Here is a 4,945-nt window from a genome sequence, read left to right as displayed (position 1 = left end):
AGTGGGTTAATAGGAGATGATTATTTAGTTATTTGTGAAAAATGTAAAATTAAGGAGAAAAGATGACAGTTGAAGTAGAAGTCAAATTAGATGAATTTTTATGTTGGGGGGTATTATTGCAACCATCATAAAATTCCTCTAAAACTATAACTACTTAGCCTGTAGTTTTTCTTTTAAGCCCTAAGTTGGGATACAAGCTATCCCACTTTGGGATACTTCTATCCTTGTTAATATTTAAGGTGTAACAACCTTAAAAATGATAGAATAAGGAGATAAAATGAAAGGATATATAATGAATACTCATCAATATGTCTTAAATGAAAGTTTTAAAGCTTTACTCGATAGTATCTTTAGTGATAAAGAAGCAGCCACTAAGTTAAAAAAGGCTTTTGAAGAAGTGGTTAATGATAGAGCAACTACACAAAAGATAAATCTTGATAGGCTAAAAGCTGAAGCTTTAGAGGAGATAGGAAACGAATTAGCCACTAAAGACTTTGTTAGAGCTGAGATTGCTGAAGCAAAGCAAGAGTTGAAGCTAGAAATTGCAAAAGTAGAAAAAGAAATTGCAGAGGTAAGAACTGAGATTGCAGGAGTAAAATCAGATTATCGTTCTCTTAGGCAAGAAATGAAATTCTATGCAATAGGTTTAGGAGTCTTAATAATTATCCTCCAACCTAAAGTCTTTGATTTTATCACTACTTTTCTTAAGTAGCTAACACTAAAATACTTACATACAGCCCTAAGTTGGGATACAAGTATCCCAACAGGGATAGTGTATCCTTGTATGCAGTTTGGATAATCCAAACTTTAAATTAAAGGAGTAAAAAATGAATAATGAAAGAAAAATCTCCCCTAAAGAGTTTTCCGATAAGCGTAAATCTCAAGATGATGAAATTCTTAGAAAACAACTTGAATTAAGAGAGCGTGAAATTGCTCTTAAAGAGAAAGAGTTAGAGTTAAGAATACTTCAGGCTCAAGGGGGTGAAAATAGTGTAGAAAAAGAGAAAATAATGATTGAAAGAGAAAAATTTCAGTATGCAAAATATTCAATGGTAGTATTTATTATACTTATAACATTTTTTGTTATATCGGTCGTTATAATAGGACCAATGGTTAATAGACAAGAGATACCAAGTATAATAAGAGATATAGAACCAAAAAAGCAGTTAGAGTAATTTTATGAAAGAAATACTAATAATTCGGAGAAGCATGACGAAGAGTTTGATAGAATTAGAAAAGAAATATTGAAAAATACTAAGTAACACAAACCTATTGTGTTAGAACCTTTCACCCTTTGGGTGTTTAATCTTTTTTAAAGCTTATGTGGATAGGTTTTAAAAGTGATTAAATTATCAAGGATTGTTGAAGTTAATGTTGCTTACCTTGTTTAAAATAGAGTTTATAAGCCGTTGATAAACTCAATCAGATTTTAATCTATGCTATAATCACAATAAAAGGACTAAAGGCAGTTAAAATATTGGCATTAAATTATCACTGTATAATTCTACATAGCTAAAGTGGGGCAAGAATGGCAAACATTGAATATAAATCTTTTAATGAAATTAATTTGCAAGATACTTTTTTTGATTCTTTGAGGCAAGATTATCAAGGCTTTGATAATTGGTATAATAGAAAGGCATCTCAAGGAGAAAAAGCTTATATTCTTTACAAAAGGGGTATTTTATGAAAAATATAATCAAATTAAGTCTATTAGGTGTAGCTGTTGCTGGTGTAATTTCTGCTTGTTCAGAGCCAAAAAGTGTGCAATACTATGAAGATCCAAAAAATGCTAAAGAATTAGAAGCAAAACTCAAAGAATGCAGTAAAAATGCTAATTCAGCACAAACTGACACAGAATGTGCGAATGCTTACCACGCAGAGTATTCTAAATCCTTTAAAAAAGAGCGTGGAAGTGCTGCGGATTTTTTTAAGAATGCGGGGCAAAATAAACAATGAATGATTTATTCCAGAAGCTAGGTAGAAGCATACAACAAATCATCGATGCGATAAGACAAGTAGGCACAAGTGATAAGGTTACAATGGGAATATCAGAAAAAATAACATATCAAGATGAAGAAGAAAATTTATTAGTTTTAAAGAAAATAGCCGAGTTATATGAGCAAAAAAATATAACAGATGATAAGATTGATTTAATTTTTAATCAACCAGAGCAATTTAATGATGAATATGTTAAAAGTCATTATTTATCAATTTATAGAGCCATTAAATCGGTAAATGAAAATAGATATTTTGTATCTTGGGAAATTGCTAGCGGTATACAACCAAAGATAATAACGCAGACTATTATTTATGATATAGCAAGATTTTATAATGCAATAAGAGGTAAAGAAAAATCATTTGACAAATCTTTGCAGTCTGTCGTTGTGGGAATCAATAATATAATTGGAAGTATACAGGGTTTGGATGATTATATTCATCCACAGAGACTATTTGATTACTCATATGGATGCAACTTGTCACCGTATCCAAGATTTTATATCTCTCTCATTGGAAAAGCTTCTTTAATCCGTATAGCACTAGAGAAAAAAATAAAGTGGATGATATATGGTGATTTACAAGAGCGAAGAATACAATTACACAAAGCTCTTAATAAGCTAAAAGAAAATCATAAGTAATATTTTGATTTGCCTCCAAATGTAGATTTTGATAAGATTATGCTAGTTAAAAATTGGTGCAATAGAATTATACACGATGGCGTGTTTCCTTATATTTGGGTTTTATGGGATGCTATCGAGATTATGGAGCCACTTTTTCATACTTTTGATAAAGAAGGGCGAATTAATCTTGAGGGGTTTCATTACCGAAAAGATATAACACAAGATATAAGCGAATTTTTTACAAGATAAAAAAAGAAAAAGAAATAAATAATACTGCCCTAAGATCAGCAAGCTAATTTTAGGGCATTTTTTGATTATACTCTATCTTGACAAGACTTCAATTTTATTATGTTTATTTAAATCTTCTAAAATCTTTGCAGATTTTGGTACAAAAGAGCTTTTATAACCTTTTTGCTTACTCATTTTTTCTATTTCTTCCATAACAATGCGATTATCTTCTCTTAGGGCTTCTAAATAATCTTTTCTTTTGTATTTTGGAGTGTTATCTCCTGTAATGCTTTTTAGCTCTGTAATTTCCAGCTCTAATTTTTGGATTTGTGCATTTTGTTGAGATATAAATTTATCCAAGTTGTTATAAAAGTTATTGACTTTTGTCATAAAGCCTCTAAAATTCACTTCATTTGCTAAGGATAAAAGTTGATTATCTTGTATATATACTAAATTTTCAGGTTCTACAAAAATCTTTCCATCCAAAGTTGAAATATAGAAACTAAGTGTGTTTAGTGATGTTTTTTCTCCGCTAATGAGTAAGCCTTTATATTCAAAGATTTTATATTCTTTTTGGTAGTCTTTAGAAAGAGTTTCAATATTTCTATCAAAAATTGATTCTATTTCTTTTTGTTTTGATTTATTGCTATCGCTATTATCATCTTTAAAAATAATAAAATCTTTAGCAATAGCTTCATTGTCGCTTTGAGTTTGGTAGTATTTTCCTTGAAAATGCTCATTGGTATTTGAATTTACAATGCTTTTTAAGGTAGTATATATTTCTATATTCTTTTGCAAGTAATTGATTCTAGAGATATTATTTTTAAGACTTTCTTCATTATTGTGTATTTGTCTTTTATAGCCACTATAAAGCATTTCTTCTTGTCTTAAATCACTATTTAATTGCACTTGTAATAAAATAAGAGGATTACCTGTTGCTTCTGCTTTCATTTCTGCAGCATCCGCCGCACCACTTGTAATATCTTCCAATGTTCTTACATCAGCACCAGCTTTTCTAAATTGTTCTATGGATCTTGCTTTGCTTTCAATGACTTGCCACATTCTAGCATCATAGGTTCTTTCAGTTGCATATCTAAACTCTTTTACTCTAAAATTTTGTGGATCTCTCATAAAGAGTTCATTGCCTTGCCTTATAACTCTACCGCTTCTTTGCTCTAAATCGCTCGGACGCCAAGGGCAATCTAAATGGTGTAAAGCTACAATTCTTTTTTGCACATTTGTTCCAGCACCCATTTTTTGTGTTGATCCAATTAAAATTCTAGCTTTTCCTGAATTCATATCTGCAAAAAGCTGTCCTTTTTGTAAATCTGTTTTTGCGTCGTGAATGAAACGAATTTCATTTTGCGGAATACCTTTAGCAACAAGCTTTTTTAAAATATCGGTATATACATCAAATTTTGCTTGTTCTGCTAAAAGTTCATCAAGACTTTTATTATTCTCTTCTTCTGTTTGTTCTATTGCTTCATTAATATTGACAAATTCTTCTTCCTTTTTTAGCTTTGATATTGTGGTGTTATTATTATCTAAAGAAACTTTTTGTGAATGTTGTTTTGGAGTGGATAAATCACAAAATATTAATTGTGTGCCTTTATCATCATTCCAAGCGTTATACTCATTAAAAACATTTTCAATAAGCTTATTAATTTTAGAATCTGCATAATCATTGCAATGTGGATTAATAAGTCTAAAATCAAGTCCAGCTTTTCTAGCGTCTGTGGTGCAAGCAAGCAAGTTATTTCTAGTAATATCTTCTTGTTGATGTTCCATTCTCCATACAATAGAGCCTTCATTCCACGCCCCATTTTCATTTTGAATGCCTATAAATTCTGCTATTGCTTCACTTCTAGGGGCAACAATATTAATAGGCTTATCATTGAAAACATCATTTGCTAAATGCCCTAACTCTTGTGCTAGAGTAAATCTCTGCCTTACCTCGCTTTTAATGGGATTTATCCAAATTTCTGGCTCGCTGTTCTTATTTACAATTTAAAGCTAAAAGAGTTTTTTTAAATGAGAAATATTTAAAAATGATAGAAATGATGCTACCTGCTTATAATATTCCTACTAATACAAAAGAT

The 4,945-nt window shown here is 30.3% G+C and carries 6 protein-coding genes and 1 pseudogene; 6 read left to right on the top strand and 1 reads right to left on the bottom strand.

From position 1 onward, the window contains the following. Positions 1 to 277: 277 nt before the first annotated feature. From LS72_RS09890 to LS72_RS09870, 6 genes are all read left to right on the top strand, one after another. Positions 278 to 712 carry a hypothetical protein gene (locus tag LS72_RS09890; protein WP_138155312.1) on the top strand — a complete coding sequence of 145 codons (435 nt, stop codon included), beginning with the start codon at positions 278 to 280 and terminating at the stop codon, positions 710 to 712. A 115-nt stretch (positions 713 to 827) separates the two neighbouring features. After that, complete coding sequence (locus tag LS72_RS09885) at positions 828 to 1,175, top strand: hypothetical protein (protein WP_138155311.1); 348 nt, start codon at positions 828 to 830, stop codon at positions 1,173 to 1,175. Between the two features lie 353 nt (positions 1,176 to 1,528). Beyond that, complete coding sequence (locus tag LS72_RS10960) at positions 1,529 to 1,687, top strand: hypothetical protein (RefSeq protein WP_194145603.1); 159 nt, start codon at positions 1,529 to 1,531, stop codon at positions 1,685 to 1,687. Then, positions 1,684 to 1,956: an EexN family lipoprotein gene (locus LS72_RS09880; protein WP_034555110.1), complete on the top strand. Its 273-nt coding sequence runs from the start codon at positions 1,684 to 1,686 to the stop codon at positions 1,954 to 1,956. Before LS72_RS10960 ends, LS72_RS09880 begins: the two co-directional genes overlap by 4 nt. Further along, entirely contained in the window at positions 1,953 to 2,636 is a 684-nt protein-coding gene (locus LS72_RS11610; protein ID WP_034555111.1) for a hypothetical protein, read from the top strand. The genes LS72_RS09880 and LS72_RS11610 overlap by 4 nt, the downstream gene beginning before the upstream one ends. Before the next feature lie 39 nt (positions 2,637 to 2,675). Then, on the top strand, positions 2,676 to 2,867 hold the full coding sequence (locus tag LS72_RS09870) for a hypothetical protein (RefSeq protein WP_194145602.1): 192 nt from the start codon (positions 2,676 to 2,678) through the stop codon (positions 2,865 to 2,867). A 72-nt stretch (positions 2,868 to 2,939) separates the two neighbouring features. On the opposite strand, the pseudogene LS72_RS09865 reads toward LS72_RS09870, so the two are convergent. Continuing rightward, a pseudogene (locus LS72_RS09865) lies at positions 2,940 to 4,748 on the bottom strand (helicase-related protein); the annotation flags it as partial. Between the last annotated feature and the right edge of the window lie 197 nt (positions 4,749 to 4,945).

It is taken from the genome of Helicobacter apodemus (assembly GCF_000765745.2).
Taxonomy (GTDB): domain Bacteria; phylum Campylobacterota; class Campylobacteria; order Campylobacterales; family Helicobacteraceae; genus Helicobacter_D; species Helicobacter_D apodemus.
The sequence above is the reverse complement of the archived record's forward strand: the minus strand, read 5'-3'. Positions and strand labels throughout refer to the sequence as shown.